Annotated in this window: 22 protein-coding genes and 3 pseudogenes; 14 read left to right on the top strand and 11 right to left on the bottom strand. The window is 70.4% G+C overall.

What is annotated here, in order from left to right:
- Nucleotides 1-33 precede the first annotated feature (33 nt).
- The 3 genes and pseudogenes from BIV25_RS19800 to BIV25_RS47155 form a co-directional block, all read left to right on the top strand.
- Nucleotides 34-453: a CBS domain-containing protein gene (locus BIV25_RS19800; RefSeq protein ID WP_071373691.1), complete on the top strand. Its 420-nt coding sequence runs from the start codon at nucleotides 34-36 to the stop codon at nucleotides 451-453.
- Nucleotides 454-1,126: 673 nt separating this feature from the next.
- Nucleotides 1,127-1,375, top strand: coding sequence for a hypothetical protein (locus BIV25_RS19805; protein WP_071373692.1), 249 nt, complete (start codon nucleotides 1,127-1,129; stop codon nucleotides 1,373-1,375).
- Nucleotides 1,376-1,401: 26 nt separating this feature from the next.
- Nucleotides 1,402-1,904 (top strand): annotated as a pseudogene (locus BIV25_RS47155) (hypothetical protein); the annotation flags it as partial.
- A 293-nt stretch (nucleotides 1,905-2,197) separates the two neighbouring features.
- On the opposite strand, the gene BIV25_RS19810 reads toward BIV25_RS47155, so the two are convergent.
- From BIV25_RS19810 to BIV25_RS19820, 3 genes and pseudogenes are all read right to left on the bottom strand, one after another.
- A complete protein-coding gene (locus tag BIV25_RS19810; RefSeq protein ID WP_071373693.1) occupies nucleotides 2,198-2,734 on the bottom strand; it encodes a hypothetical protein in 537 nt (178 codons plus the stop codon).
- Nucleotides 2,735-3,736: 1,002 nt separating this feature from the next.
- Nucleotides 3,737-4,743 (bottom strand): annotated as a pseudogene (locus BIV25_RS19815) (Ppx/GppA family phosphatase).
- Nucleotides 4,744-5,016: 273 nt separating this feature from the next.
- A complete protein-coding gene (locus tag BIV25_RS19820) occupies nucleotides 5,017-5,844 on the bottom strand; it encodes an AraC family transcriptional regulator (protein WP_071373694.1) in 828 nt (275 codons plus the stop codon).
- Between the two features lie 115 nt (nucleotides 5,845-5,959).
- Between BIV25_RS19820 and BIV25_RS19825 the strand changes: the two genes are divergently transcribed.
- The 3 genes from BIV25_RS19825 (at nucleotide 5,960) to BIV25_RS19840 (ending at nucleotide 9,355) form a co-directional block, all read left to right on the top strand.
- On the top strand, nucleotides 5,960-6,736 hold the full coding sequence (locus BIV25_RS19825; protein WP_071373695.1) for an alpha/beta fold hydrolase: 777 nt from the start codon (nucleotides 5,960-5,962) through the stop codon (nucleotides 6,734-6,736).
- A 518-nt stretch (nucleotides 6,737-7,254) separates the two neighbouring features.
- On the top strand, nucleotides 7,255-7,743 hold the full coding sequence (locus tag BIV25_RS54425; RefSeq protein ID WP_079176741.1) for a hypothetical protein: 489 nt from the start codon (nucleotides 7,255-7,257) through the stop codon (nucleotides 7,741-7,743).
- 760 nt (nucleotides 7,744-8,503) lie between these two features.
- Nucleotides 8,504-9,355, top strand: coding sequence for a SigB/SigF/SigG family RNA polymerase sigma factor (locus BIV25_RS19840; RefSeq protein ID WP_071373698.1), 852 nt, complete (start codon nucleotides 8,504-8,506; stop codon nucleotides 9,353-9,355).
- A gap of 175 nt (nucleotides 9,356-9,530) precedes the next feature.
- Here the strand turns inward: BIV25_RS19840 and BIV25_RS19845 are convergent, their stop codons facing one another.
- The 6 genes and pseudogenes from BIV25_RS19845 to BIV25_RS19870 form a co-directional block, all read right to left on the bottom strand.
- Complete coding sequence (locus BIV25_RS19845; RefSeq protein WP_071373699.1) at nucleotides 9,531-9,737, bottom strand: cold-shock protein; 207 nt, start codon at nucleotides 9,735-9,737, stop codon at nucleotides 9,531-9,533.
- Nucleotides 9,738-9,963: 226 nt separating this feature from the next.
- A pseudogene (locus BIV25_RS19850) lies at nucleotides 9,964-11,435 on the bottom strand (aminotransferase class I/II-fold pyridoxal phosphate-dependent enzyme).
- A gap of 935 nt (nucleotides 11,436-12,370) precedes the next feature.
- On the bottom strand, nucleotides 12,371-13,924 hold the full coding sequence (locus BIV25_RS19855; RefSeq protein WP_079176742.1) for a bifunctional phosphatase PAP2/diacylglycerol kinase family protein: 1,554 nt from the start codon (nucleotides 13,922-13,924) through the stop codon (nucleotides 12,371-12,373).
- Nucleotides 13,925-14,300: 376 nt separating this feature from the next.
- The gene (locus BIV25_RS19860; protein WP_079176743.1) at nucleotides 14,301-15,521 is read right to left on the bottom strand and encodes a cytochrome P450; all 1,221 of its coding nucleotides are present in this window, start codon (nucleotides 15,519-15,521) and stop codon (nucleotides 14,301-14,303) included.
- 21 nt (nucleotides 15,522-15,542) lie between these two features.
- Complete coding sequence (locus BIV25_RS19865; protein WP_071373700.1) at nucleotides 15,543-16,904, bottom strand: NAD(P)/FAD-dependent oxidoreductase; 1,362 nt, start codon at nucleotides 16,902-16,904, stop codon at nucleotides 15,543-15,545.
- Complete coding sequence (locus BIV25_RS19870) at nucleotides 16,901-17,191, bottom strand: ferredoxin (protein WP_079176744.1); 291 nt, start codon at nucleotides 17,189-17,191, stop codon at nucleotides 16,901-16,903. The genes BIV25_RS19865 and BIV25_RS19870 overlap by 4 nt, the downstream gene beginning before the upstream one ends.
- 174 nt (nucleotides 17,192-17,365) lie before the next feature.
- Here BIV25_RS19870 and BIV25_RS19875 point away from each other — a divergent pair, with 174 nt between their 5' ends.
- From BIV25_RS19875 to BIV25_RS19885, 3 genes are all read left to right on the top strand, one after another.
- Nucleotides 17,366-18,025 (top strand): TetR/AcrR family transcriptional regulator, encoded by a 660-nt coding sequence (locus BIV25_RS19875; RefSeq protein ID WP_079176745.1) that lies wholly within the window; start codon nucleotides 17,366-17,368, stop codon nucleotides 18,023-18,025.
- Between the two features lie 489 nt (nucleotides 18,026-18,514).
- A complete protein-coding gene (locus BIV25_RS19880) occupies nucleotides 18,515-18,736 on the top strand; it encodes a hypothetical protein (RefSeq protein ID WP_071373702.1) in 222 nt (73 codons plus the stop codon).
- 323 nt (nucleotides 18,737-19,059) lie between these two features.
- Nucleotides 19,060-19,710 (top strand): carbonic anhydrase, encoded by a 651-nt coding sequence (locus BIV25_RS19885; RefSeq protein WP_071373703.1) that lies wholly within the window; start codon nucleotides 19,060-19,062, stop codon nucleotides 19,708-19,710.
- A gap of 204 nt (nucleotides 19,711-19,914) precedes the next feature.
- Here the strand turns inward: BIV25_RS19885 and BIV25_RS19890 are convergent, their stop codons facing one another.
- A complete protein-coding gene (locus tag BIV25_RS19890; protein WP_071373704.1) occupies nucleotides 19,915-20,889 on the bottom strand; it encodes an L-threonylcarbamoyladenylate synthase in 975 nt (324 codons plus the stop codon).
- 305 nt (nucleotides 20,890-21,194) lie between these two features.
- On the opposite strand from BIV25_RS19890, the gene BIV25_RS19895 reads away from it, so the two are divergent.
- The 3 genes from BIV25_RS19895 (at nucleotide 21,195) to BIV25_RS19900 (ending at nucleotide 22,608) form a co-directional block, all read left to right on the top strand.
- Nucleotides 21,195-21,497 carry a helix-turn-helix domain-containing protein gene (locus BIV25_RS19895; RefSeq protein WP_143076661.1) on the top strand — a complete coding sequence of 101 codons (303 nt, stop codon included), beginning with the start codon at nucleotides 21,195-21,197 and terminating at the stop codon, nucleotides 21,495-21,497.
- 359 nt (nucleotides 21,498-21,856) lie between these two features.
- Nucleotides 21,857-22,225, top strand: coding sequence for a DUF6479 family protein (locus tag BIV25_RS47165; RefSeq protein ID WP_256255928.1), 369 nt, complete (start codon nucleotides 21,857-21,859; stop codon nucleotides 22,223-22,225).
- Nucleotides 22,226-22,407: 182 nt separating this feature from the next.
- Entirely contained in the window at nucleotides 22,408-22,608 is a 201-nt protein-coding gene (locus BIV25_RS19900; RefSeq protein ID WP_071373706.1) for a hypothetical protein, read from the top strand.
- A 40-nt stretch (nucleotides 22,609-22,648) separates the two neighbouring features.
- On the opposite strand, the gene BIV25_RS19905 is transcribed toward BIV25_RS19900, so the two are convergent.
- Nucleotides 22,649-23,605 (bottom strand): helix-turn-helix domain-containing protein, encoded by a 957-nt coding sequence (locus tag BIV25_RS19905; protein ID WP_071373707.1) that lies wholly within the window; start codon nucleotides 23,603-23,605, stop codon nucleotides 22,649-22,651.
- Nucleotides 23,606-23,789: 184 nt separating this feature from the next.
- On the opposite strand from BIV25_RS19905, the gene BIV25_RS19910 reads away from it, so the two are divergent.
- Together BIV25_RS19910 and BIV25_RS51120 are read left to right on the top strand one after the other, a co-directional pair.
- Nucleotides 23,790-24,104: an ANTAR domain-containing protein gene (locus tag BIV25_RS19910; RefSeq protein WP_071373708.1), complete on the top strand. Its 315-nt coding sequence runs from the start codon at nucleotides 23,790-23,792 to the stop codon at nucleotides 24,102-24,104.
- 381 nt (nucleotides 24,105-24,485) lie between these two features.
- A complete protein-coding gene (locus tag BIV25_RS51120; RefSeq protein WP_071373709.1) occupies nucleotides 24,486-24,749 on the top strand; it encodes a hypothetical protein in 264 nt (87 codons plus the stop codon).
- Nucleotides 24,750-25,834: the final 1,085 nt, after the last annotated feature.

Genomic DNA, 25,834 nt, shown 5'->3' on the forward strand with positions numbered 1-25,834 from the left:
ATGTCGCTCGATGCCGGTCGTGAAGGAGGAAACATGACCCAGAAGGTTCGCGAGATCATGACGACGGAACTCGTCACGGTGGCCCCGCTGACATCGGTGGTCGACGGTGCCCAGCTGATGCGCCAGGCGGACGTCGGCGACGTGCTGGTGGTCGACGAGGGCCGGCTGCGCGGCGTGGTGACCGACCGGGACCTGGTCGTCCGGGTCATGGCCGAAGGCGGCGACGTCGGCGACCGGACCGTGGTGAGCGCGTGCAGCGATGACCTGGTCACCGTCGCTCCCGAGGATGACGTCGACCGGGTCATCGGGCTGATGCGGGAGTGGGCGGTGCGGCGGGTCCCCGTGGTCGAGGGCGAACGCCCCGTCGGGATCGTCTCCTTGGGAGATCCGGCCATCGAACGGGACCCCAGCTCCGCGCTCGGCGACGTCAGCGCGGCCCGGCCCAGCGAGTGAGCCGGAAGCTCAGAGCAGCGCAGGTGCGAGTGGATGCCGCGCACCGAATCGCCGTTGCGGTGACCCTCCGTGGCTCCAGCACTGAAAGTGCACCGGACCGGCAGGGAATTCCTGCACTTTGGTCTTGAAGTCCTGCCGGGCCCCCGGGCCGGCGGACCTGCCGCTGCCTGCCGAAGGGCCGAGCTGCTGGTTCTCGCTGCCCCCACGTCGCTGGGAGTGGGGTCGTGAGCGCCGACGCGGTGCGGTACCAACCGGCCTGGGCGCCGTCGGCCGAGGGGCGGGTCGACCACGACGACGATCCGGACACGCATCGGAGACCGCTGCCTCCACCAGCGGTCGTGGTCGTTTCGAGGAGGACGACGGCAAACCGCCCTGCCGGGCCGATGAGTTGGAGTCCGCTTGGCCGCATGCACTCGGCCGGCCCACCGGGCACTTCCCCGTTGATGCTGCTCGCCCACTGGCGTGGCGCGAGGACGGCTGCGAGGAACTGAGGGTGAGCCTCTTCCCCTCGGTGATCCGTCCCACCGACCTGGCTGCCTACTGCGTGCCCCCGGGAGTACGCGTACGGCGGGGCGCTTTCACCGTCGAGTCATCCTACGGGCCTAGCCGGCACCGGGACGGGTACCCGGACAGGACCGGAGATTCCGGAAAACCGAAGGGGAGGCGACGTCTCATGGGGCTCGGCGGATGCATCATTCTCATCGCCGTGGGAGCCGTCCTGACATTCGCGACCGACTGGCACATGAAAGGCGTCAACATCCCTGTTGTCGGGCTGATCCTGATGGTCGTGGGCGTGATCGGCGTGACGACGTTCAGTAGCATCGCACGCCGCCGCCGGATCGTCGTGCCGCCGACGCCGGTGGTGGAGGGGAAGCCTGACCACCACCGCCTTGACGGATACAGCGACGGTTACGGTGCTTGAGTGCCCGTCGCTCTTGCGAGGCACCGGTGCCCCTGAGGCTCAAAGACGGCTCATGCGGACGCGTTGCCCGAAGCAGCCGTGGCGGGAGAACGGGGCGGCCCGGACTGAGCACTGACAGGCGGGCCCGGCATCCTGGGCGACCCTGGAGAATCCCGGAGCGAGGTGCCGACGCACGTCGCCGAGCACTACGCATCACTCACGGTTGACGATCTGATCGCGTCCGTTCTCGGGCATTACGATCGGCTGTGGCCCCGTATCGAAGAGCTGATCACTGCCCACGCAGCCGAAGGCAGGGGCAAGAAGGGTCTGGTCCTGAAGGGGTCGGCACTCTGGCCCATCCGCGTCGCGAGGCTACGGGTCCCGCGCACGGCTGCCGTGTGGCTCACCGCGGAAGACGCCCCGGTTCGCGCCCGCGTTCATGCAGCGGGCCGCTATGAAGCAGCTACAGACGAGGAACAGCGCCTGATGGACAAGTTCCTGGCCCGCACCGAGCGCTACCACACTCATGATCGATGCCATCGACAGGTTGGTTCGCCCCCCTGCGTTATGGAGGCCGGCTGCGATCTACCGCCTTTTGGAACTCATGCGTGAGCACTCCGTTTGCCGCCCGCCGGTCGTCGAGGAGCGCCATCCCTTGCGCGTCGCCTCCTTCGACGACACGGTGATCGAACGGGATGCGTAGTCGCGCTCGGTGATATCAGCGCGGCCGAGTCGAATCGGTAGAGCCCGTGAAGCGGCACCAGAAGGGCGGCGCTGAGCGATGTCGTGTGGCGGCTGCCCAGCAGCCGCCACACAACCGACCCGCGTTCTCTCCGCGTGGCCTCACATTTCCCGGTGGTGTGCTGAGGCTTCCGCAACCTGCTTCAGCGCCGATGCCGTGACGGGGTCACCTACCTTGGCAGGGTGCTCGTGCGGGTGGCTCTCATGGTGGATGCGGGAGGGCGCCAGCTTGTCGCCCAGACGGTGGTGCTGCGGCGAGATGTCGGTGGACGCCGTGGAGGCGAGGGCGCGGTATGCCGTGGGGGGCCGGCTGTCCTGTGTGTCGCTCTCGGCGTTTCCGGCTCTGTTGGCCTGAGCCATCTCATCCTGCACGCCTCGTCGGGGGCTCGGCTGGGTCAGCCACGCCACGGCCGCGCCGGTGAGAGCCACGGGCCATTCCACCGCCCCGACGACGCCGAGCACCCCGGCTCCGGTGTAGACCGCCATCCGCCGACCACGTGGAGAGATAGCGCCTATCCAGTCCAGCGCGCCGTCGGCGATCTGGCCCACCTTTTCGGCTCCCGGCAAGCGGCGCAGCCCGGAGCCGACGGCCCGCGCCGGTTGCGGAAGGTCCGGTGGACTCGTTCTGACCTGGCTCATGCCCTGCTCCCTCCGTGCGCCCTGAAAGCGTTACGAGCCTCGAGTTTCCCGCTTTCACAATGCATATGCCCCGTGCCGGCGTCCTCAGGTATCAGGGGCCGTGGTCATCCGGTCTCTGAAAGCGCTTTTGAAGCCAGGTTGGGGAACTCGGGGCGGACGGACTGGGAAGGTGGCTTGGTGACTGGTGAGGGTTTGTGCGGGGACGAGGCGCTACGGGCGGCGGAGGATACCGCGCCGGTGGAGTCCGTCGACGTGGCCGCCCGGAACCTGGAGGAAGCGGTTCTCGGCGACTGAGGTGACGACATGATCAGGCAGGGAGCCGCTGCCCAGTGCCGGTACCGCGCGGGTCGGGCGCGCGGCGAGGCGGACGAGCTGGCGCGGACAGCGTCTAGGTCCGGGTCCTGCGCGGCCAGCGCGCCTGCGCCAGAAAGGGCGATGGGGAGGGCGGGAGGGTGCAGCGGTCCGACCTGGGGCTGGGCGACCGCCTGGGTGCTGCTTACCGACGGCATGGCCGAGCGCCGTTGCTGCACTGCCCGCCCTCATCCACGACACACGCGACGCACACCCTTACGAAGGGGATCGCGCCCTGGCCGTTGCGGGACAGGACACGGGCGGCCGCTCTCGGCCGCACGCCGCCACCACCACGTCATTCGACTGACACGGCGGCTCCGGCCCGACACCACCCGCGCCGACACGTGAGACGCCTGGGCCTACACGGATGCCGTCCATCCGGGGGCGCCGCGTGTTTCGGTATCGAGGCCGAGTCGGCGACGCTCCCCGGCAGGCCGGCGGGGCTCAGACACACCGGCGCAGGAGCCGTGCCGAGAGAGCCGCCCGCCTGGTCCTGTGCGAGTTGGTGGCTGCCCATGAGGATGTCCGTGGCTACCCGGATGGCATGGCGGGCTGCGACGCCCTGTTCCATTTGGGCGTGGGTGCGGGCTCGGGTGAAGGCAACCGCGGCATGGGAGGGGCGTGGCGTCCATCCAGACCTGTCCCAGGTGCTCAGAGTGGCGGTGTCGCGATCCGCAACGGCACCCCGGGACTCGTGGTCGACGCCTCGCCTCGTTCCGCAACGGTCGACCACCAGTCGGCGCCGTCTTCGATGAACCGCAGCAGGGCCCCTTCCCGGATGGCCCAGGGGCAGATGGCTACGGCCTTGATGCCCGCCAACTTCATGACCGTGTGGCCCACGACCGCTCCCGCCAGGCTCTGCTCGGCCCGCGGCGCCGAGATCCCCGGGAGGTCGGTGCGCTCGGCAGCAGGCAGCGCCGCGAGGACGTTGATGCAGCCGCGCAGCTCGGAACGAGTCAGCTGTCGGTAGATGAACGGGCCTGCGCGTCCGGGGGCGGCGCCGTTCAGGCGCGCCAGCCGCTGGAAGGTTCGCGAGGTCGCCACCGACGAGTGCGGGCCTTCCCACAGGATCCGTGCCGCGACATCCCGCAGCTGGTGGCGGGCCTTGCGGCGTAGCGCCTTCACGCTCCGCACGTTCGGCGGATCCTCGCCATCCAGGAACTCCCTCGTCAGCCGGTTCGCGCCGAGTGGCAGAGAGGCCACGAAGTCGGGCAGTCGGCCGCGTCCGAAGGCCACATCCAGGGAACCGCCACCGATGTCGAAGAGTGCGAGCGACCCCGCCTGCCAACCCATCCAGCGTCGCGCAGCGAGAAAGGTCAGCTCGGCCTCCAGCTCGCCGGGCAGCGTACAGAGCTGCACGCCGGTCTGGGTGCGGACGGCCTGCAGCACGTCCAGGCGGTTGGGGGCGTTGCGCACCACTGCAGTGGCGAAGGCCAGCGGGTCTGCGGCATTCCATCGCTGGGCGGCCGTGCCCGCCCCGTGACTGCCTTGACCAGCTTTTCCAGGGATTCTTCGGGGGTGTGCCCGTCCGCGTCGACCTGATCGGACGGACGCAGCTTCCACTTGGCGGTGTGCACCGGCAGTGGCACTCCGTCCTCAGCGTCCGCGACCACCAAACGAACCGTGTTCGAGCCTACGTCCGCCACGCTCATTCGCATCACCGGCGGGTACCCGTGCAGGACGCTCTCAAGTCGGGCAGCGCGTCCTGTCATGCGAAGGGCGACGGGTCCTGCCCAAGGGCGGCATTTCCCCGTAAGGGCATCCCCCGTAATCGTGGGCCCGCTTCGTTGATCATGCAGTGAGCGTGAGGTTAGAGGTGGCGCAGATAGGCGCGGTGGCGCCGATGCAGCGAGGCGAGTGCGGAGTTCCGGCGATCATGGTTGTGACACTCCGTGATTATGGATGTGAGTGCCTTTCTTGAGTGCACCGCCTCACTCGACGGCTACCGTCGCTTTCCATGCGCCTGGGCGCATGCCTGTCGCCTTGTAGAAGAACACCGAGAAGTTGGATGCGTCGGGGAAGCCGAGCGTGGCGGCGCAGCGGGTTGCGGTGAGGCGGTCGTGCGCGAGGAGCCGTTTGGCTTCCAGGATGATCCGGTCGACGATGTATGCCTTCGCGGTGAGGCCTGTGGCCTGCTGCACCGCTCGTGAGAGGGTGCGGGGCGCGTATCCCAGAGCACGGGCGTAGTAGCTGGCGTCGTGGTGGTTACGGAAGTGCGTCTCGACGCTGGAGCGGAACAACCGGAACACCGGATGTGTGAACCGTGATTCGGCGTGCGGGGGCCGCAGCCGGGCGATGAGCGCGGAAAGCAGGATTTCGGGCAGCTCCGTGGAGAAGTCCTCGGGTGGGGCGGATGCTTCGAGGAGGAGATGGTTGCGCGCGGTGTCGACGAACAGACAGTCGGCGTCGGGGATGCTCCAGTGCGCGGCCAGGTCCGGGGAGGCGACGAGCTGCCGGGTGGCGTGGGTGACCGGCGCTGTCGGCACGAACAGTACGAGGTGCCCCGCCACATCGCCGATGTCGTCCCACCGGTGCACCGCTCCGGGTGGAATCCACACCGCGGACCGCTCTGTGAGCGGGTGGTGGAGGAAGTCCACCGTGACCGAGCCGTGTCCGGCGTCGATGACGGCGAGGACGTGGAAGTCGGCGCGCTGGGTGCCGCCGTCGTTCAGCTCGCGAAGGCGGTCGAACGTCATGGTCTCGACCGCAGCGGCGCGGCGCCCTGCGGGCTGGTAGGTCATCTGCCGAATCACGGTCACGTGTCCAGTTTTCGCCACCGGGCGACCAGTCACGCCGATGCCCCGTCCGGGTGCAGAACTTTCAATGAACTCATAGGGCAATCGCTCAGAACACTGATTGGAAGAAGAGCCCACCATGAGCATGACGCAGCAGACGCTTCTGCCCGTTTACGACCACCGGCCGGGGACGGGACCGACCCTAGTGTTCCTGCACTACTGGGGTGGTTCCGCACGTACCTGGGACCTCGTCGTCGACCGCCTCGCGGGCCGTGACGTGCTCACGGTCGACTTCCGCGGGTGGAGCCGGTCGAGCGCTCTGCCCGGCCCCTACACGCTCGGTCAGCTCGCCGACGACACGCTCGCCGTGCTCGCCGACGCGAGGGTCACCGACTACGTCCTGGTGGGGCATTCGATGGGGGGCAAGGTCGCACAGCTGGTCGCGGCCACCCGGCCCGCCGGCCTGCGTGGCATCGTCCTTGTCGGCTCCGGCCCGGCGAAGCCCGCCGAACAGATCACCCCCGAGTACCAGGAAGCCTTGTCGCACGCTTACGACTCCGCCGATTCCGTAGCCGGGGCACGGGACCACATCCTCACCGCCACCGAGCTGCCCGCATCGGTCAAGGCGCAGATCGTGACCGATGCGCGGACCGTCACCGACGCCGCCCGCACCGAGTGGCCGCTGCGCGGCATCGCGCAGGACATCACCGAGCACACGCGCATGGTCAGTGTTCCCGCCCTCGTCGTCGCCGGAGAGAACGATCAGGTCGAACCCGTCGACGTGCTCCGCGACAACCTGGTGCCCTACCTTTCCCAGGGCGATTTCGTGGTGGTCCCGCACACCGGTCACCTGATTCCGCTGGAAGCCCCGGCCGACCTTGTCGAGGCCATCACGGCCTTCGCACCAGCAGCCTGACCACGACATCGCCGGTGCTTCCGCCCTGGACATGCTTCAGGCCATGGCCCGCGGCGAGCGCGACCCCGAGGTGCTGGCCGCTTTGGGCGGTGAAGCCTTCAGCGCAAGTGCAAGCGGCCTGGGGCTCAGTGTCACCGGGCCGCCCCCTCCCGCGAGGAAGCGGCTCGCGAGGCACGGCGAAGCGCCCCACGACGACGCGGAACAAGAGGACGAAATGCTCAGTCCCCCAGTCCGGACCGTCGTGCCGATCAAGCGGCCGCCGTCGTCCCGGCGCGGTCCTCCCCGACCCTCGAGCTGATCGGGCCGGCCTTGCTCGGCGACGGAGCTGTTCAGTGTCTGTTCGCAACTCGGAGCCGGGCTGTAGCTCCGCGACCGGCAGGGCGGCTGGGCGTCAGCCGTCTGGTCCCGGGTGGCCGTACGTGACGAAGGACGCCCACGTGATCCATCAGCGGCGACCACGACTGTCACTCCGGGCGGCGGCGTTGGGGCCTGCACCGGGGACTCGAAAAGGTGGCAGCATGACGAAAAAGCGGCCGACGGCGTGCGTTCTCGATCTCCGGCTGCGCTCACTCATTCCGATTCTTCGGGCCACCCTCCTGCCGGTGTGGAGTTGGCGGGTCCCGACAGGCACCTCTTGCCGGAAGCTGTCCGGCGAGTACGTCGACATGCTGGCCGCCAGGATCATCGACGCCGCGAAGGTGACCCGCTCCGCCCTGCAGAACGCCGCGTCCATCGCCGGGCCGCTCCTCACCACCGAGGCCGTCGTCGCCGACAAGCCCGAGGAGGAGAAGGAACTCGCCGCCGCGGGAGCCGGCGCCGAGTTCTGGCGGCCCCTGGCTCCGCGAGCAGCAGTCTCAAGAACGCCGCGGACTTCTCCTGGAGGCAAGGCTGACACCGGTCGGCATCAGAGGTTTCACAGATCAGGTCCGACCGGCCGCCTCCAGCGTGCCGGTCAGCAAGGCGCGATGGGGCAGTGGCCAGGACCTCTGGCGCGACAGCAGCCGTAGGCGGGACGGCCCGGGCCCTCTGGCTCTGGGCCAGCGGGCCACGATCCCGGGGCGGACACACGGCACATACGGGCCGTCAGCGCGGCTCCGGGAGGGCAGTCGTCAGGCGCACCAAACGCGTCAAGCCGGTCGCCGCGAGGTAGACAGGAATCTCCCTCCTGAGCTTGCGAAGGGAGCAGAGCACTTCAATCGCTGGTCTCCCGTCAGCCCGGCGGAGGACCGAGTGGTACCCGGTCGCCGGCAACCGCACAGACCGGCGAACAGTGAGGAGGGGACCGGACTGGCCCAGCATGTTCGCGATGTCATGACGAGCGACCTCGCGGCGTCGAACCGCAGGCGTCGGTGACCTCCGGAGCCCGGCTGATGCGGGACGAGGACGCCGGCGCCGTCTTGGTGGGAGGAAGGACGTCTGCGGCGCCTGGTGGGCGACCACTACCTGGTAGTGCGGGCTTCAGCCGAAAGCACCGGTGTCGAGCACGTGGGCCGACTTCGGAGTGCACGCGATGACGCTGTGGCAATGGATGCGTCGACCGGTTCACTTTTCGTGCCGCCAGCCCGGTTTGCTTGCGCGTTCGTGGGGCAGGCGGGTGTTCGTGCTTCGGAACGGAGGCGCATGCCTCAGTTGAGGAAGGCCGAGTGCTGGTACTGTCCGGCGGCCTCGGTGGTTCCCCTGTGGCAGACCCTGATCACACTGTTGGATCGGCCCTGGATTGATCGCCGTACTCGGGGCCGTCCTGAGACTGTTCAGGAGCGAATCCGCATGCTGACTGACACGTCAACGTCTTGCCCCGCCACGTCAGAGCCCCCCATCACCTCGCCCGCCACGCGGCGCGGCCGTCACGACGCCCCCGACACCGCCGAACTCTTCGCCCGGTTCGTGGCGCTGGACGACGGCCCGGAGCGGGACGTCGTGCGTGACGAACTCGTTGCCGCTTGGCTGCCCATGGCCCATCGGATCGCCAGCCGATTCCGCGATCGCGGTGAGCTGCTGGAAGATCTGCGTCAGGTGGCCGCGCTGGGTCTGGTGCGGGCCGTGGACCGGTTTGACCCGTCCCGAGGGGCTTTCGAGAGCTACGCGGTCCCGACCATCACCGGTGAGGTCCGGCGGCACTTCCGGGACCGGATGTGGGCCCTGCGGGTGCCGCGCCGGGTGCAGGAACTACGCAACCGGGTGCGCCTCTCTCGCAGGGAACTTACCCAGCAGCCCGGGGGTGCCGAGCCCACCGCAGCCGCGATAGCCGCTCACACCGGTCTCAGCGAGGAGGAGGTGAACACGGGTCTCGGGGCTATGGAGAGCTTCAGCACCCTGTCGCTGGACGCCGAACTGTCCACCGGCGACGACGGCTGCAGCCTCGCCGACACTCTGGGCGCCCCCGACGCTTCCTACGACCTCGTGGTGGATCGTGAGGCCGCCAAGGCCGGTCTGCGCCGGCTGCCCGAGCGGGAGCGGGCCATCCTCTACATGCGGTTCTTCCAGGACGCGACACAGAGCCGGATCGCCGCCCGTTTCGGCATCTCACAGATGCACGTCTCCCGCTTGATCAGCCGCAGCTGCGCGCGTATCCGCGCCGAAGCCCTGGCCGAGCGGCCCGCCACCCGCTACGCGGCCTGACACCGACAACCGATACTCCCGCATGCTCGAATGCTGACGCCGCATGGGGCGTGTACACAACAGGGGTGAGGGTTCGGAGTGTGTGGTGGCGGCCGCTGTTGGCGAATCAGCAGCCGGGGCTCCGCCCCGGTGACCTCACGGTCGGGACGGAGTCCCTACGTGTGCCCCGGCAGTGTTATGCCTTCCGAACAACGTTCTCCGCCTGCGGCCCCTTCGGTCCTTGCGTCACGTCGTACTCGACGCTGTCGCCCTCGTACAGCTCCTTGAACCTGGTGGACTGGATAGCCGAAAAGTGGGCGAACACCTCCGGCCCGCCGTCATCCTGGTGGATGAAGCCGAATCCCTTATCAGGGTTGAACCACTTCACTACGCCTGTTGCCACCGGTACGAGTCTCTCTCCCTGGCCGCTGCACGAGCGAAACTCAAGGCCAAGGCAGCCCGCTGCTGCCTGCTTCACCCTTGATACCCCTCGTGGAGTCGGTCTCCAGGCATCGGCAGGCGGCAATTCGCCAACAGTGGTGAGCTCAAGGCGTGGGAGGACAAGGGCGGAGACGGGCCTGGCTGCCCGCCTGTCACTCCCCGGACGCCGCGCCAGCAGCTTGGGGTGGTTACTCCTGGGCTACTACGCGGATCGTGGTCAGCTGTTGGTCGGCCGCGTCGGGCGAGTTCATGCCGGCTTCGACGCCGGTGGTCAGGTAGCGCAGGACGGGTTCGGTGAGGCGTTCTCCTGGGAGCGCCGCGGGGATCCCGGGCGGGTACGGCGTGATCATTTCGCCGGCCGTGCGGCCTGCGGCACTCTGGGCGGGTATGTCCTCGTGGGGATCGAAGTAGGCGTCGGGGGCAGTCGCACCTGCTCCATCCGCAACTCGGCAGGGGTGGGCACGGCGACACGCGGCGCGTCGCGCAATTCGTCGGTGCGGTCGGCGAGATCGCGCAGGGCGGTGAGCAGCCGGGCCACGGTCTGGTCGTCGTCGGCGTGGGTGAGCTGGGCGCTGATCCGCCGGTGGTCGAAGAGGTGCAGGTCGAGGTGGTGGTGTTCGCGGAGCCAGTCGGCAGCTCGGTAGCCGGTGGTGCTCAGAGCCTCGATGTCCATCACGACTGGCAGGGGATCGAATTCGGCTGCCAGGCCCGGTCCGCAAAAGTCGTCGGCGTCGTTGACGTGGAAGCCGTCGATCTCTTCGATGGTGGCGCGGGTACGGCCGGCCAATGACAGGGCGTGGTCGATGAGGTCGCGGCCGTGCTGGGCCATCTGCCGGCGCCAGGCGTCGATCCCGGCGTACAGCAGGACGTTGGGACTGGTGGTGCCCAGCAGGTCGGCGCGAGAGGCGAGTTCGGCGGGGTCGATCAGTCCGCCTTGCGGGTGGAAGACCGAGCCCTGTTCCAGGCCGCTGCCCATCTTGTGGATGCTGGTGACACAGACGTCGGCACCTGCGTCCATCGCCCAGGACGGCAGGCAGTCGTGGAACGGCAGATGTGCCCCCCAAGCCTCATCGACGATCAGGGGTTTGCCCTGGCGGCGGCAGACCTCGGCGATGCCCCTGAGATCGGCGACCGTGCCGTACGGGGTCGGACTGGTCACGAGGGCACCGTCCGCCTGAGGGTGCTCGGTGAACGCCTTGTCGTAGGCCGCGGCCGACGGGGGATGGGCGAGGTGCCGCTCCGAGTCCCACTCGGGTTCGACCCACAAGGGCTCGACACCGGACAGGATGAGCCCGGCGACCACCGACTTGTGCGCGTCCCGGCTGACGATGAGAGTGTGGCCGGGGCGGGTTACCGTCAGCATGGCCGCCTTGACGGACAGCGAGCTGCCGCAGGTGGAGAAAGAACGTGTGCTCAGCATGGACCGCGTCGGCCATCAGCTCCTCGGCTCGCTGGAGCACCCGGCCCCGGGAGAGCCGATCGTCCAGCCCACCGCTGGCCAGTACGTCACCCAGATACACGGCGTCACCGAGGACTGCCCGGGCCCAGGATCAGCACCGCGGGCCTGCTTGTGCCCCGGCGGGGAAAACCCCAGCTCCTCCTCCTGGTGGTAGCGGACCAGGGCTTCCAGTACGGGCGCCTCGTCATGGTTGAGAGCCATGCTTGCGGAGTTCCCCCGACGACTGTCCACATGCCTGTTGGCGGACCCGCGCAGTGCCCAGCAGGGATCCAGCGCGTGTTTGCGTGTGCACAGCGCGAAGGGAGCACCGGTGGCCGGTGCGTAGACACTGAGCGCGACGTCTGTTGGCATGCGGCGAGGAGGAGCCATTGCGAGCCGCTGAGGGTCCGCCACCAGACGACCGGCGCGGTGAGCCTTCTGCTCACCGACTCCGGAGGGCGGCAGGAACCGGACCTGAACCTGGCCCTTGCCGACGCCACCGCCGTCGCCCTCGTCATGGGGGAATCCTTACCCCATCCGACCGGGCGACATATTCAGCCGTGCGCATCACGCGTCCGCCGCGAAGGCTGTTGCCGAGATCGCCGGTGGCAATGATCGCGGAATGTGGTGCTCTGAGAGTGCCCCAGGCCCAGCGCACCCTGTGGCATACGCCCTGCGCGGCGCCGACCGGCTCACCCACGCCACCCCATGCCCTGGTCCGGCGCGCCCTGCTGCCGGGCACGATCCTCACCGCATACTTCTGAGCCGAGGACGAACGGTCGCTGTATCGATTTCCTTGTCGCGGGTACTTGGCTGACGGCATCCCCCTGCCCCCTGCATCGGCTCGGTCGGCACCGGTGCCAGAACCGTTGTCCGCCGCAGGGAGGTGCCGTCATCGTGGCAGAGGGCACAGATCCTCTTGAGGCGGCTTGATGCTGTTGTCCAGGTCGGTAAGGAGACGTTCGGCATCGGTGACCAGGCCAGCATGCGATGGATCGCTGTGCGTAACTGCTGGCGGGCATCGGTTGGTGCTGAGCAGGCCGCCGTCCCGGCAGCGGCATACGTGGTGAACACCTGTCCTGCCAACACGAGTGCCTGCCCGTATCGGACGGCGAAGCCGCGATTCAGGCCGTCGAACGCGATGTTCGTCGGGCCCGTCAGGGCACCTGCGGCAGCGGGCGGTAGACGGTCAGTGGGGTTGGCGCCTTGTCCAGCAGCAGTGCGGGCGGGGCCGGGGCGGTCTCGCCGTCGTAGGCCACATGGGTGGCGCCGTCGAGACCGGTGACGCGCAGGCGCTCGACGCGCCGAGCGGAGAGCACGGGGGAGCGGCGCAGGGCGCCGGACAGGGCGGCGGCGACCAGGCGTAGCCGGGCCAGGTGGCCGGCCCGTACGACCCGTACGTCGAGCAGGCCGTCGGCCAGGTCGTGGCGGCGTACCGGCGCCAAGCCCAGCCCCCGGTAGGTGCAGTTGCCGATGAACAGCAGCCACATCTGACGCTCGTGGCCGTCGAATTCCGCTTTCACCGGGCGCGCGGTGCGCAGCACACGCAAGACTGCCAGCGTGCCCGCGGCCACACTGCCCAGACGCGGCGACCACTCCTCCCGAATCCGGACCAGGTCGGTGTAGGCGCCGATGCTGAAGGTGTTGACGAAGTACGCCTCACGGCCGTCCGGCCCCGGCCGGAATCGTGCCACGTCCACGCTCACGGCGTGCCCTCCCACGACGGCCTCGGCCGTGGCCCCGACCGAGTGCAGGTCCAGGTCGTAGGCGAAGTGGTTGAGTGTTCCGCCAGGCAGGACCGCCAGGGGCAGGCCACGTCGTACGGCGGCGGCGACGGCCGCGTTCACCGTGCCGTCGCCGCCGATCACCCCCAGCGCGGTGGCGCGCCCGGCCGCCTGGTCGAACAGCTCCTCCAGCGAGTCGCCCGGCTTCGCGGTGACGAACTCCGCCTCCGGCAGTGCGGCGCGTGCCTGCCGTAGCGCCTCGCCTCCCGTGCCTGCCGCGCCGTTGGCCACGACTACCAGTCCGCGCCCGGCGGGCAGAGCCGGTGCCTCGGCATGCGGACGTGCCTGCGGGCCCAACTGCTCCCTGGTCGGGGCAATGCCGCGCACCGCGTACGCCGCACCCACCCCGAGGGCCGCCCCCGCCAGTACGTCGCCGGGGTAGTGCACTCCGGTGTAGACGCGGGAGAAGGCCACCGACCAGGCCAGCGGAGCCAGCGCAAGGCCCCAGCGGCGGGACTCCAGGCCGGCGCCGAAGGCGAAGGCGGCGGCCGAGGCGGCATGGCCGGAGGGGAACGACGTGGTGAAGGGGAGGCGGGCGAGATGCCGCACCGCCGGTACCCGATCCAGCGGTGGACGGGCACGCCGCGCAGACCGTTTGACGAGGGTGTTCACGGTGGCCGAGGCCACGGCCAGCGACGCGACGGCGCGGGCGGCGGCCCGTCGCCGGGTCCGCCCGCCGAGCGTGCCCATCCCGGCCGCGACACCGAACCACAGCAGCCCGTGGTCGGCGCTGCGGCTCAGCCGGGGCAGCACTTTCTCGGCGAGGATCCAGTGGCGGGCGGCGACCTCCTCGAAGACGCGCCGGTCGGCACGGGCCAGCAGTGTCCGCACCGGGCCGGGGGAGGAGCTGGCCCGGCCCCGGGCAGCGGGCGGCCGCGTGAGCAGTGTGAGCAGGGTGCGTGCGGTGTACTGAGGTCGGGACGCCATGCGATCAACGTGCCCGCTGGGTGCGGGGTGATGCCACCGGCCGGCCGGTCGTTCCGGGCGGCCCTCCCGCCCGGCGGCGCCGGTGGCCGCGGACTTCACCCGATCACCGCGCGCACGAGGCACGTCCGGCCGGGCGGCCGGCCCTGCGGAAGTCTGGGGAGGCAAGATCGGCGCACCGGCGCCCGAGCGAGTACAGGGGCGGTACCCGTGCCGGACGAGGCGACCAGGACGACCGGCGACGGGGCGACGGCTCACGAGTCACCGACCTGTCTGGTGACCGGCGCGGGCGGCTGCATCGGCGGGCGGCTCGTGCCCGGCCTGCTTCACGCCGCAGAGCCCCAGTGTCGCCGGCATCCTCCGGGCCCTGGCCGAACATTCACTTCCCTCGCGGGTCCGGCAGGAGTCGTTCGAAGGCGACCGGGAGCTGCTCCGGGCCGCGCAGGATGGCGTTCTCCCGGTACGGCGGGGGGTCGGCGACGAGGCGGGGTGAGACCAGGCGGCGGGCGAGCACGGTCAGGGCGATCTGTGCCTCGGCACGGGCGAGGGTGGCGCCGATGCAGTAGTGGATGCCGCCTCCGAAGCCGAGGTGGGCGTTGTCGGCGCGGTCGGGCAGGAACCGGCTGGGGTCGGCGAAGCGTCGCGGATCCCGGTTGCCAGCGGCCAGGAGCAGGCGGATGCGCGAACCCTTGGGGACGGTCGTCCCGGCGATGTCGATGTCGGCCAGGGTGCTGCGTCCGGACATCTGTACCGGCGGATCGTGGCGCAGCACCTCCTCGACCAGCGGTGTGGCCAGGCCGGGGTCGTTGCGCAGCCGAGTGAGGAGATCGGGGTGGCGCAGCAGGGCGAGGGTCCCGTTGGCGATGAGGTTGACGGTGGTCTCGTGGCCGGCGATGAGCAGGAGCCCGAGGGTGACGCGGAGGTCGATGGCGTCCATCGGTCCGTCAGGAGCCTGGTCGTTCATCAGGCCGGCCAGCAGGTCGCCCCCGCCGTCGGCGCGGTGCCGCGCGATCAGCCCCTCCAGGTACTCCGCCAACTCGGCGCGCGTTTCCTGGAGTTCGCGGATCTCCTTCTCGCTCTGGGTGTCGACGGGGTCCAGGCCGCGGGTCAGGCGCCGGGCGAGAGCCCCGAAGAGGCGCTCGTCCTCGCGCGGCACGCCGAGCAGTTCACAGATGACGGTGACCGGCAGCGGATAGGCCAGATCGCCGACCACGTCCAACTGTCCCGGCCGCTCGGTGGTGTGCGCGTCGAGCAGCCCGGTGACCAGTGCGTCGATGTGGTCGCGCATGCCCATGATGCGGGGGACGAAGTGCCGGGCGACGGCCTGGCGCAGCTGGTCGTGGCGGGGCGGGTCCTCCATCAGCAGGCTCTTGCGGACCGGCTGCAGTTGCGGGTTGAGGCGGTCGGCGCTGATCCGCGGATCACGGAGCAGCAGGCCGATCTCGCGGTGCCCGGTCGCCAGCCAGGAGCCGTCGGCCATCCGCACGACCGGCTGCCGGAGCAGCTGCTCGTACACGGGGTAGGGGTCGGCGCGATTCTCGAAGCGGAGGGCGTGAGCGAACAGCTCCGAGGCGGAGTGCTGCTGGATGGCCGGGGTCATGGTGGGACTCCCTCACTCGTGTCAGGCCAGGACGGACGGGGCGGTCGGGGTGGGTGCGGCAGGCGAGGTCGACGGCGCGGGCAGGTGGCCCGGTGCAGGATCGTTGGGCCGGGGGAAGGCGGCGTCGAGGGGTTCGAGCCGGTCCGGCCCGTCGGTGGCGTTGATCACCGGAGGAAAGGGCGCTCCGGCCTCGATCAGGGCCGCGTATCCGTCCAGGACGCGGGGCGAATCCACCGCGACGACGGCGACCAGGCGCCCACGTTGTCCGTACGCGGCGACGAACTGCCGCTGGTCGAGCGCGCCCTGGGTGACCACGACCTGGTCGGCGAGGGAGGGCAGCCCCAGGCACTTGAGGTTCAGCCCGAACTGGTTGGACCAGAAGGCCGGCAGCGGCCGGTGGTCGCGGTGGTCGCGAGGCGCGTGGATCATGTTGTGAGCGGCGGTGCGGGCCTGCGCGACGGCGTTGTCCCAGTGGTCCAGTCGCAGCAGCTGCCCGGGGAAGAGCGGGTGCGGCCAGCGGGCGACATCGCCGGCGACGAAGACGTCCGGCAGTGCCGTACCGTCGGCGGCCAGCGCCCGGCAGGACGCGTCGCACTGCACCCCGTGGGCGTCGGCGGCCAGTCCCGAGCCGACCAGCCACTCGGTGTTGGCGAGGGCGCCGGCGGCGACGACGGCCACCTCGGCTGTTACGACCGTCCCGTCGGAGAGGACTGCGCGCCGCAGTCGACCGTCGGCGTCGCCCTCCAGGGCGTGGACCGTGGTGTTGAGCCGCAGGTCCACTGCGGCGACGCGGTACCAGCGGGCTGCGGCGCCGCCGATCACCCCGCCCAGCGCGCTCGCCAAAGGAGCGCTGCTGCGCTGGACCACTGTCACCTCGATGCCCAGGTCGCGGCAGACCGAGGCGACCTCGCCGCCGGTGAACCCGGCACCGATGACCAACAACCGGTCCGGTCCTGAGGCCAGCGCCGCGCGCAGCTGGTCGGCGTCGTCGCGGGAGCGCAGCAGGTGCGCCCCGTGCAGCTTTCCGCCCCGCTCCGGTGGCCAGGGCCGGGAACGGGTGCCCGTGGCGATCAGCAGCCGGTCGTAGTCCACCTGTCGGCCGTCGGCCAGATCGACCCGGCGGGCGCGCGGGTCGAGTCCGTGCGCGCCGGAGCCGAGCAGCCAACGGGCGTCGATGTCACGCACCCGAGGCAATTCGGTGTGCTCGGTGGTCAGCCAGCCGGACAGCACCGCCTTGGACAGCGGCGGACGGTCGTAGGGCGGGTACCGCTCGTCCCCGATGAGCGTGAGCTCGCCGGTGAACCCCTCGTCGCGCAGTGCCTCGGCGGCACGCAGCCCGGCGAGGGAGGCGCCGACCACGACGATGCGCTCGGGATCGGTCACCGTACACGCTCGAGGGCCACGGGAGCAGGCTCAGTGGCCCTGCCCAGGGTGATGGCCTGCACGGGGCAGGCCGCTGCGGCCCGCTCGACCTCGTGGCGGAGAGCGGGGATGGGCGCGTAGTCGTACTCCAGTGCCTCCTCGCCGTGGAACCGGAAGACGGTCGGAGCGGCGTAGACGCACTGCCCGTAGCTCTGGCAGCGGTTCAGGTCCACGACCAGGCGGAGCCCGTCAGGCGGGGCCTCGTCGAGACCGGTCGGGTCGGCGGAACCAGCGGATCCGGTGAGCATTTCTTCGCTCTCCTCCCAGGGGGTGACGGTACGGCGATGTTTCGGCAGGCAGCTGTGGACCCAGTGCGGCCCCACCTCCGATCGCGATCGCCATTCAGATGGCAGCCGCTATTCGAACTGTACTCGCTATCTCTGCATTGACATAGTGGTCACTATATGAATAGAGTCAACGATGTGAATGCTGAGCAGGGCGAACCCGTACGACGGCGACTGACGCGCGCCGAGGCCAAGGCCCGCACCCGGCGGCTACTGCTGGACGCAGCCGCCCGGGTCTTCGCGCGGAAGGGTTTCGCCGGGGCTTCGGTGGAGGAGATCGCCGAGTCCGCCGGCTTCTCCATCGGGGCTCTGTACTCGAACTTCGGCGGTAAGGAGGCGCTCTTCCTCGAGCTGATGGCCGAACGCGGCCTCGGCCGCGTCGCCGAGGCCGCCCAAACGCTGGATCGGCACGAGGCCGGCACTGGGGAAGCGGCCGCCGAACTGGGGCGCCTGCTGGTGCACGTCGCCGACAAGGACACCGACTTCGCCCCGCTCCAGGCCGAGTTCTGGCTCTACGCGGTGCGCAATCCGCACGTCCTCGACACGATGGCCGCCGCGCTCCGCGAACCGCGCCAGGCGCTGGAGGGACTCATCGACACCTGGCTCACCGAGCAGGGCGGCCCCGCCGAGGCCCCAGCCGAGTCGGTGGCCACGGTGGTGGCCGCGCTCTTCCAGGGGCTGGTGCGCCTGCGACGGGTCGACCCGGACAGCGTTCCCGAAGAGCTCTTCGGACAGGCCCTGGTCTGGCTTTTCGACGGCATCCGTGCGGGCGCGCCAAGCGGCCGTGACCAGGGCTGACCAGTTCCGATCACTCGCGACTGCTTCCGCCGGGAGCCTCCTTCATGGACCCGCACGTGTCAGAGAGCACCCCTGCCGGGGGCGTTGGCAGGGGCTATGCCGTGTCCGGCGTCGTCCTCGCCTTCATATGTGGCTGGGCGAGGCGAATGAGCCCGCGTGGGCCCACGGGCTGCGCACCGTCGTCCTCCTGCTGATGGTTCCGTCGCTGCTGCCGGCGAACCGCCGCGTCGCACGCCGCCGCGCGCCCCGGCCGGGCCATCGCCCGGCTCATCGCTGTCCGGGTCCTGGTCGTATTGGCGGCTCTCGCAGTCGACGCGCTCCTCGGGCACCTGCTGGACCCGCGCCCCGACCACGGCTTCCGTGCGCTCGCGGCCCGTGTGCTGCTCGTCTTGCTGACGGTCCCGCTCCAGGTCCGCGCCGCCCGCCAGCCCCGTACCCGGGGCGTCAGCCCTCCGGCCCGCCCCGCGCTGTCGGCGCCCCGCCTGATCTGTGGGCAAGCTGGCCCTGGTCGCCACCGCCCTGCTGGCCCAGCTTCCGCTCATCCCCTACATGGCCAATGCACAGTTGGTCGTTGCCGCTGCCCTCGCCGTCACCGTGACCGCCTTGGGCCCTCAAGTCCACACCAAGCTGCTGATCACCTCTGCGCACACCCCTGCCACCTGTGCGGCCGGCCCGAGACGGGGCCGTGTCACGACCAGCCGGTCGCCCTGACGGACGCTTTCCGGCAGTCCGTATGCGACGCCCGCGGTGGGTGCGACGAGGCAGGGGAGACGTCGTCACGCGGCCCGGCCCCGCCGCCGTTGTAGCCTCAGCCGTAGCCGCCGAGTTCGTCCTCGTGCTCGGCCTTCAGCTTGCGCAGCACGGTGACGTCCTCGCGCTGCGTGGGGCCGTCGTCGGGCTTCTCGGTCAGGAGCGGGCGGGTTGCCACTCGACGTCGTCTCCGGCTCCCTGGATGCCGGGGGCCGCGTGCGCGCCTGCCCCGTCCGGTTGGCCCCGCCGGGCGAAGGGCTGGGTGGTGGCCTTGGCCTTCCGCCATGACTGACTCTCCCACCCCGAGCCCGCGTGAAGCCTTCGAAGTGCTACTGGCCGGCAACGACCGGTTCGCCGCAGGCCTGTCCGAGCACCCGAACCAGGATGCCGCCCGCCGCGCCGAGATTGCTCCCGGCCAGGAGCCCTTCGCCGTACTGTTCGGCTGTTCGGACTCTCGTCTGGCCGCCGAGATCATCTTCGACCGCGGGCTGGGAGACCTGTTCGTGGTGCGCACCGTCGGCCATGTGGTGGGCCCGGAAGTGCTGGGCAGCATCGAGTACGGAGTGGGCGTGCTGGGCTGCCCGTTGGTGGTAGTCCTCGGCCATGACGCGTGCGGCGCGGTCGCGGCCACCCGGGCAGCGGTGGACGAGGGCACCACCGCCGACGGATACGTACGCGACGTTGTCGAACGGGTCACCCCCAGTGTGCTGGCCGCGCGCGCCGCCGGCGCCAGCACCGACCAGGACTTCATAGCCGAACACGTACGTGCGACCGTCGCGCTGCTCACCGACCGCTCCCGTGTCCTGGCCGAACAGGTCGCCGCCGGGCGGGCGGCCGTCGTCGGCCTGTCCTACCGCCTGGCCGACGGCCGCGCCCAGATGGTCGCCGCCCGCGGCCTGGACCTCCCGACCGACCGGCAGGCCGCCCTCGCTTGAGACGCTCGCACGACCCGCTTGCGGTTCGAGGCGTCCGGGGTGTCGGGGCAGAGTCCGCTGGTGTGCTCGCCGGTGACCGGGTGGAGAAGGCACCGGCCGGCACAGCGTTCACCGCCCCCGCTGCCGCCGGGCGGTGTGCTTCCGCCGCAGCGGCCACGGGCCGTTGCGTTGCATTCCTGGACAACCGAACGGCGCTCGTGCTGATCACACGGTGGGCCGGGGCCCTGCAGCGCGGCGGAGCCGGTTGGCGATGGCCAGTCCCAGGCCCTCTTCCACCGGCAAGGAGGCGACGATGAGGTCGCACCCCTGCCGGTCGAGCTCGCGCAGGAACCCGTACAACCCGCGCGCGTAGGCGGCCATCGACTCGGGCACTGTCACGACGGCGTGCGCCTTCAGCGGGGCATCGGCGAGGGAGGGGGGGAGGAAGACGCCCACCTCGTGCCCCGTCTCCTGGGCGAGCTCCGCTTCGGCGACGACCTTCTCCGGCTCGACGAGGACGACCCGCGCACGCGGCGCGTAGTGTGACGGATGCTGGCCCGGTACCCGGGTATGGCTGGCCGAAGGGACCGCGATCGGGTGCCCCAGCACCGCTTCGAGGTCCTCGCGGGTCACCCCGCCGGGCCGCAGGATGCTCGGGATCTCGCCCGTGACGTCGACGATGGTCGACTCCACGCCGACCCCGCAGGTGCCGCCGTCCAGCACGAAGTCAACGGCATCACCGAGCTCCGCTCGAACGTGGTCCGCCGTTGTGGGGCTGACCGAGCCGAAGCGGTTGGCGGACGGAGCCGTGACACCGCCGCCGAAGGCCGACAGCAGCGCGAGTGCGACCGGGTGGTCGGGCACACGCACGGCCACCGTCTCCAGTCCGCCCGTCGCTTCGAGGGGCACCCGCCCGCCGCGCCGCAGGACCAGCGTGAGGGGCCCGGGCCAGAAGTGTTCGGCCAGCAGGCGCGCGGTTGCGGGCACGCCCTCGACCCATTTGTCCAAGTGGTCCGCGTCGCCGATGTGGACGATCAGCGGGTGGGAGGGCGGACGTCCCTTGACCTGGAAGATGCGCGCAACGGCGGCCGGGTCCTCGGCGTTGGCGCCCAGACCGTAGACGGTCTCGGTCGGAAGAGCCACCAGGCTACCGGCGCGCAGTACCTCGGCCGCCTTCTCGATATCACTGGTTGTTGCCATCACTCTGGCAATCCTCTCACCGTTCCGGTCTCCCACAGTCCGTGGTCGACGACGAAGTGATACCGGCCGTCGCTACCTCACGAGAGAAGTGCGGCCAAAGAACGCGGTCCGGGAGGCGTTGAGGCGCCCCGTCGCCTACTGCTCGATTTCGCATTCGGTGGGTACAGCTGCTGGTAGAAGGGTGGTTGCGGGTGCCCGGGGGGCGGGTGCTGGGTCATGGTGCTGAGGGCACGGCCGGGCCGCGGCGAGGGCGGGCGAGCGGTGATCCACCGCTTGGCGGCTGTCAGGAAGGCGCCGAAGGTTTGGTGGAACCGTGCCGGACGATCGAGCTGGGCTGCGACGGCTGGCTGGTCCCGCAGATCGCTGACCAGGTTGGGCGCAGTCAGAAGACGGTGCGTCGCTGGCTGCCACGGGCTCGGGAGCTGGGCATCGAGGTAAGTCGCTCCCGGGTGCGCCGGATCCTGCCGGCTGAGGGCGTGCGCTGGCGGCGCACGCGCTCGTGGCCCGTCCGCCTGGAGGTCGACGCCCCGGGTCGGCAGCAGGCCGAACTGAACGCCGGGGAACTCGTATCCAAGGCACTGTGGAAGGCAGGAATCCCAGAGGAGTAAGCCCCCCTCGGCCCGCCAGCCGTCACCGGTATCGACAGCAACTGCTGAGATACGGAAGGCACATTCGGATGCGGGCCTGAGTTCAGTCCCCCTCCCACTCAAGGAGAGCACCAGCACCGTGCCGGGCGAGTGATCACTTCCCCGTCGCACTCCACCGCGCCGGCGCTCCGTCGCCTCGCCAGACCTGCTGTCACAGAGTGCGCCGGTGCGTCGTGCCTGTGGCAGGGGAGAGGTCGGGGGTGCCCCGTCGCCCCCTTCCGGGCGGGGGAGTTCACTACGACCTTTTGCTCGGGCCGAGTCCGCGAAGTGCCGTCACCGTTCTGGGTATTCGATGCCGGTCGGGCGGGTACTCGGCGTCCATGCGTACGACACATGAGCAAGTGGTCGCCGTCGGCCCGATGACAGGGATGGCGGCCATCGTCTTCTGCGGTGTACTTGTCACGGCGGCCCTGGTGGTGGCCGTACGCCTCGGGATCCGGGTGCGCCGCGTCGAGTCGGCACCGCCACGGCGCTCGGATCATCCCACGTTGCCCCCTTCGGGGCCGGTGCGTGAGGAGCGGATCATGCGCGAGCCGAACGAGGTGGCCCCGGCGGAGGGAAAGAATGACCGCCTCACCCCCTACCAGCTCGGGAACGCCCCGAGCAGGCCCAGCCCGAATCAGGTCCGCTCTCGCTGGCAGCACGGCTCCAGCGGATCGTCCGGGCGCGGGGGCAGCGGTGCGACATAGCGCTGTGGGTGCCGGAACTTACGGCTGTTCTGGCCAGGCGGCGTGTCGGTACTCGTGGGGGACTCCGCCGGGTCGGTCGTTTCGGCGGACGTCGAGGGGTGCGATCTGCTCGGCGTGGAGGGGTCCGGGGACGGCGCGGACGGGCGAGCCGACTCGGAGGTAACGCCGCGCTGGACGACGTCGTGGTGACAGCCGAGGCCGGCGGCTGCGGCAACCGGCTCGCCGCGACCGAGGGGCCGGCCACCGTCGAGAGCGACGCCGCCGTGCGCGTCCCGCCGCTGTGGGGACGCCGTCTCGCCCAACCGTCCGGCTGGCACGGCTCCGCCGACCCGGAGGCCTTGCCCGGAGTACCCAGAGTACGAGGACTCCTGGGCGGTTACTGAGGCGCAGCTTCGTGCGCCGGATGTCAAGAGGCGAACGCGCTCAGTCGCGCAGGGTCTCGGCGGGGCTGATGCCGTACACGGTTCGGTAGAGGGCGGCGAAGCGGCCCGGGTGGGCGAAGCCCCAGCGGGCGGCGACACCGCCGACGGTGGCACCGCTGTGGGGGTCTGCCGCGAGCAGGTCGCGGTGCGCGTGTGCCAGGCGCACCCGGCGCAGGTAGGCCATCGGCGTGGTGTCGAGATGCCGGCGGAAGGCGTACTGGAGGGTGCGGATCGTGACATGGACGGCGGCCGCGATGTCGGCGGCGGTGAGGGGCCGGTCGGCGTGGTCTTCGATGTAGGCGATGGCGCGTCTCAGGGTGGCGGGGTGTGCGTCCCTGCGGTCCTGTCCGGTGGGGTCGGTCCGGGCGGTGTTGGGAAAGGCCGCCAGGACGCTGGCGGCCAGCAGCTGGCTGCTGGCCGAGACGATCAGCGGTTGTGCCGCGGTGTCCGGGTCGGCCAGGACATGGTCACGTAGGTAGAAGATGGTGGTTTTCAGGCGGTCGCCGGCGGCTTGGGAACGTGGCCGGTGCCCGGTCAGCCGTACGTGCTCGCGCCGCCGTCCTCCGGAGGCGGCGGCCACCTGGTCCAGCAGAGCGGGATCGAGCATCGTGATGTTGTAGCGCGCGTTGCAGATGCGTCCCGAGTACGGCAGGTCTGGAGGCGCGAACAGCACAGTGTCACCGGGGCCGAACGAATCCCGGACGCCGTGGAAGACATGGTCCTGGACGCTTCCCTCGTGCACTACGCACAGACAGATTCGGCCGAGTGGGGTGACCGAGTACGACATCTCGAAGTTCAGGTCGAGCTCGTCGACGCTGATCGACGTCGTGGTGTCGCGGCGTACGCGTGCCGTGCCGGCGGTGGGGGTCGTGCTGCCGATGCGCATGCGCGCATAGGCGTGACAGAGGAACTCCTCCGTCACGCCGAGGTTGTCGCTTTCGAACACCAGCGAGTCCATCACCCCGTCATCCTGCCAGCGGGAACGCCCGGCGGGGAGGGGCTATCGCGACGTCCGAGGCCGGATTTCGTTTCATGGACAGCCAGGGCACCGACCGTTCGTTCCTGGTCCTCTCGAGGACGCTTGGTGCGGGCAGCAGTGAGAGAGACCGCTATCGCAGTCCGACCAGGGAGCCCTCCTCACGATGTCCGAAGACGTGGAAAACCTCGCCCGGATTGCGGCCCTTGAGACGGAGGTCGCCCAGCTCCGGCACGCCATCACCGCTCACGCGACCGTCGACCAGGCCATGGGTGTCGTGATCGCCCTGAGCGGCGCGACCCCCGAGACGGCCTGGGAGATCCTCCGGGACGTCTCGCAGCACACCAACACCAGGTTGCGGGAGATCGCGGAGCACATCAGGCAGTGGCCGCGGTGCGAACGGCTTCCGGAAGAGGTACGTCACGCCTTGGACGCGGCGGTGCAGGCAAGGACCGTGCCGGCCCCGGCTGCCGGGACCTGAAGCGAACCGCGCGTTCGCAGTGCGCCGCGACGCGATGATGCACGGCGCGGCAAGGCCGGGCACGGGGTCACTGGTGCTTGCCGGAGCCGGCTGCGCCGGGCGCATCGGACGCGGGCCGCTGGAAGCAGGCCGTGATGTCTTTGCCGTGCGGGCAGCGGTGTGCCTGCCAGCTGTCGGCAAGGGCTTCGACCAGGAGAAGACCGCGTCCCCCGAGAGCAGTGTCAGAGAGGTGACGCTGTTCGGGCAGTCGGCAGGAGGCGTCATGCACGGTCACGTGCAGGCATTGTTCATCCCAGGTGAGGACGAGCTGCGCGGCTGCCGGCAGACCGCCGACTGGCGGTCTCCCGGGATGCTGAGCGGGCCGCGGCGGCCGCCGAGCCGGTGCGCCGGGTCGCTCACCCGCTGCCTGCTGCGCCCAGGACCGGCTACCACCGCCTGAGCGTCCGCGAGCACCGGTGGGCCTTCGACGAGCTGATCGCCCCGACGCTGCTGCGCAAGTCGGTCTTCCGCCCCGACCCGCTGGTCGTCTACCTGGTCGGTGAGTCGGGCGCGCAGGAGCTGGAGACGAGGCGGATGCTGCGCCGGGCGATGCGGCCGGGGGGCAGTCCTGCAGGACCCCGATCTGCTGCGCGGCACGCACCCTGACCACTTCCAGCTGGTCAGGGACACTCCACGCATCGCCGATGAACGGGTCCGGCCCGACGCGCAGGACTGGCAGGCCGAAGCGGAAGCGTACGTCCGCGGGCGGCGCGGCGACCTGCTGATCGCGGCCGACTACACCAGCGCCGCCGACTTCGCCGTCAGCGCGGGCCGGTCGGGACGGCTACCGGATCCACGTGGTGGCCCGGGCCGGACGCGCCGCCGACAGCCGGCAGACCAACTTGGTCGGGCATGCCCGGACCCTGCAGATCGACGTGATGACCGCGCTGCCCACCCGGGCCGTGCACGCCCGGGCGTGCACGGCTGCGGACGACTCGTGGCGGCCGCCGCCGACCCGAGCGTCAGCACGGTTCGGGTGCTCGATAGCGACCATCAGGAGCTCGGACGGAACCAGCTGGCCGCCTGGGCCCATACAGCTACCCGGCTGCGCCCGAGTACCGCCCAGGAGGCCGCCCGCTTCCACGCCGTCCAGCGCGGGCCTTGCACCAGGTGCTGCCGCGGCTGCGGGACGAAATCCGCGCCATCACCGTCCAGGCGCAGCCGCTGATGCCCGCCCCGTCGCAGCCCCTACCGGCGGAACACCAGGCGGCGGCCCGGCTACCGTTGCCCGCGGCCGACTTGTGCTGGGAAGCCGCTGCCATGACACACGCCCAGGCTCACGGCCGGCGTTCGAGCCACCGCCCACGGACTCGGCGTCTGGAACTCCGGTGAACGAGCAGAACCGCCGTGATCTGGCGGCAGAGCAGAAGGCTGCTACGGACACGTCGGCGCGGTGTCCGCAGCAGCCTCGCTTCGCCTTCGGAGAGCAGGCGAAGCCCGGCCCGTATGGCCGTCACCAGTGACACCCTTCCCGATCAGTCCCACACTGAAAACGCTTCGCACGGTAGATGAGCTCGGTGTTCAGCTCTGGTCTCCGAGCCCGCCTGCCCCGTCGGGCCTCTGCCCGGGCCAAAGCCGACTTCACCCACGGCGGCCGGGCAAGGGGCCCGCGCGACAGGAGTGCTTCGACCGCGGCTGCGAGCGCCCTCGAGAGGGCACCGAAGCTGCAGCCACGTGTGGCGCATCATGGC

Origin of the sequence: Streptomyces sp. MUSC 14 (genome assembly GCF_001866675.1) — a bacterium.
Taxonomy (GTDB): domain Bacteria; phylum Actinomycetota; class Actinomycetes; order Streptomycetales; family Streptomycetaceae; genus Streptomyces.

What these genes read in the sequence shown, in the direction of transcription:
- BIV25_RS19800 (WP_071373691.1), top strand. Translation starts at nt 34, where the DNA reads ATGACCCAGAAGGTTCGCGAGATCATGACGACGGAACTCGTCACGGTG.
- BIV25_RS19805 (WP_071373692.1), top strand. Translation starts at nt 1,127, where the DNA reads ATGGGGCTCGGCGGATGCATCATTCTCATCGCCGTGGGAGCCGTCCTG.
- BIV25_RS19810 (WP_071373693.1), bottom strand. Translation starts at nt 2,734, where the DNA reads ATGAGCCAGGTCAGAACGAGTCCACCGGACCTTCCGCAACCGGCGCGG.
- BIV25_RS19825 (WP_071373695.1), top strand. Translation starts at nt 5,960, where the DNA reads ATGAGCATGACGCAGCAGACGCTTCTGCCCGTTTACGACCACCGGCCG.
- BIV25_RS54425 (WP_079176741.1), top strand. Translation starts at nt 7,255, where the DNA reads ATGACGAAAAAGCGGCCGACGGCGTGCGTTCTCGATCTCCGGCTGCGC.
- BIV25_RS19840 (WP_071373698.1), top strand. Translation starts at nt 8,504, where the DNA reads ATGCTGACTGACACGTCAACGTCTTGCCCCGCCACGTCAGAGCCCCCC.
- BIV25_RS19855 (WP_079176742.1), bottom strand. Translation starts at nt 13,924, where the DNA reads ATGGCGTCCCGACCTCAGTACACCGCACGCACCCTGCTCACACTGCTC.
- BIV25_RS19860 (WP_079176743.1), bottom strand. Translation starts at nt 15,521, where the DNA reads ATGACCCCGGCCATCCAGCAGCACTCCGCCTCGGAGCTGTTCGCTCAC.
- BIV25_RS19870 (WP_079176744.1), bottom strand. Translation starts at nt 17,191, where the DNA reads ATGCTCACCGGATCCGCTGGTTCCGCCGACCCGACCGGTCTCGACGAG.
- BIV25_RS19885 (WP_071373703.1), top strand. Translation starts at nt 19,060, where the DNA reads ATGACTGACTCTCCCACCCCGAGCCCGCGTGAAGCCTTCGAAGTGCTA.
- BIV25_RS19890 (WP_071373704.1), bottom strand. Translation starts at nt 20,889, where the DNA reads ATGGCAACAACCAGTGATATCGAGAAGGCGGCCGAGGTACTGCGCGCC.
- BIV25_RS47165 (WP_256255928.1), top strand. Translation starts at nt 21,857, where the DNA reads ATGCGTACGACACATGAGCAAGTGGTCGCCGTCGGCCCGATGACAGGG.
- BIV25_RS19905 (WP_071373707.1), bottom strand. Translation starts at nt 23,605, where the DNA reads ATGGACTCGCTGGTGTTCGAAAGCGACAACCTCGGCGTGACGGAGGAG.
- BIV25_RS19910 (WP_071373708.1), top strand. Translation starts at nt 23,790, where the DNA reads ATGTCCGAAGACGTGGAAAACCTCGCCCGGATTGCGGCCCTTGAGACG.